The sequence below is a fragment of the Sphingobium sp. genome, assembly GCF_041987595.1.
In the GTDB taxonomy this organism is placed as follows: Bacteria; Pseudomonadota; Alphaproteobacteria; order Sphingomonadales; family Sphingomonadaceae; genus Sphingobium.
On the sequence record NZ_JBHIWJ010000196.1, the window covers coordinates 1 to 1,583 of the forward strand.

Here is a 1,583-nt window from a genome sequence, read left to right on the forward strand (position 1 = left end):
GAGCCGCAGGTGCAGGCGGCGCTGCAGGCGCAGAAGGCCAATCGTCGCGGATCGTTCGATGGCGGCATCAACGGCGGTGCGGCCTATCGCAAGACCACGTCTATCACCAATGATACGTCTTTCAGCTTTGGCGATCTGACGCTGCGCAACATTTTCGGCTATCGCAAGAATTACAGTTATCAGCTGATCAACACCGGCGGCCTGCCGCTGCTGCAGATACCCACGGGTCTACCGTCTCCCGCGCCTTCGGCCGTGCCGTTCACCCTGTTCACAGCGTCATCCGTGCTGGATCGGCAGTATCTGACGAATGAAACCCAGTTGCTGGGCGACTTTGGTTCGTTCAATTTCATCGTTGGCGCATTTTACAATAATGACAAGCCGGACGGTCCCAGCGGGTCGCAGTTCACGGCATTTTCCGTTGGTGGCGTCCCTGCTCCGGCGGTGACGGCGCATGTTCGCAACAAGAACTGGGCGGTCTATGGCCAGATCGGTTATGAATTTACCGACAAGCTGAAGCTCAATCTGGGCGCGCGTTACAGCTGGGACAAGGTATCGGCCTGCGGTGGCACCATCGGCACGAATTATGTCGATGAAGCCACTTGCCTCAACACCGCCGCCCTAGGTCTGGCCGACGGCGTCGGCACGGTATCCAACAAGGGGCAGGAGCCGAGCTGGACCATCGGGCTCGATTACAAGGCGACGCCGGACTGGCTACTCTATATCGTGTCGCGGCGCGGCTATCGGGGCGCCAATGTGAACACGCCGCTGTTCGAAACGCCCTTTACCACGGGCGGCACAAACCCGGCCTGCGTCGCGACCGGAGGCGTGTGCGCGGATCTTCGTCCTTTCCAGAAAACGGGAGAGGAAAAGATCACCGACGTCGAGATCGGTTCCAAATATGATTATCATGTCGGATCGGCACGCGGGCGCCTCAATATCGCCGCCTATTACAGCAAATATAAAAATGCCCTTCAGTTCCTGAACACGCAGACGACCGTTCCGAATGGCACCCCGGATTCGCCGACCAACGGGTCTTTGGCCGCCAATGTCGCGGATCTGCGGATTTGGGGCGTGGAACTGGAAGCATCGATCAGCCCCGTGCGGAGCCTCACCGTCGGTTTCAACGCCGCCTATACCAATGTGAAGGTGGAAAGCCTGACCGTTCCAGCGGGGCTGCCTTCGACGATCGTGCTGGGCGAGGGCCAGATCAACAAATATTCGCCCAGCTTTTCCGGCACGGCCAGCGTCAGTTGGACCCTGCCGATCCGTCCGGCTGACGGCGATGTCGTGCTCAACGCCGACCTGTTCATGACCGACGATTTCGGCGGTCAGAACGGCGAAAAGCTGCCGGGTTACCAGTTGGCCAATGCACGGCTGGACTGGCGCGGGATCGGGGGCACGGGCCTTGATCTGGGCGTCTATGTGAAGAACCTCTTCAACGAGAAATATTTCTCGGCCTCCAGCGTTCTTCTGCCGTCCTTCCCCACCAGTTCGGTCTATGCGGGCGATCCGCGGACCTGGGGCGTCACGGCCAAATATACATTCTAAAACGCCTGTGAGGGGGGAGGGTGAGCGATCCGTCC

General features: G+C 59.6%; 1 protein-coding gene. It reads left to right on the forward strand.

All coding sequences use genetic code 11. From position 1 onward, the window contains the following. On the forward strand, nt 1-1,548 hold a 1,548-nt coding region (locus tag ACFC3J_RS22680), incomplete at its 5' end, for a TonB-dependent receptor domain-containing protein (RefSeq protein WP_375198171.1). Nucleotides 1,549-1,583 lie beyond the last annotated feature (35 nt).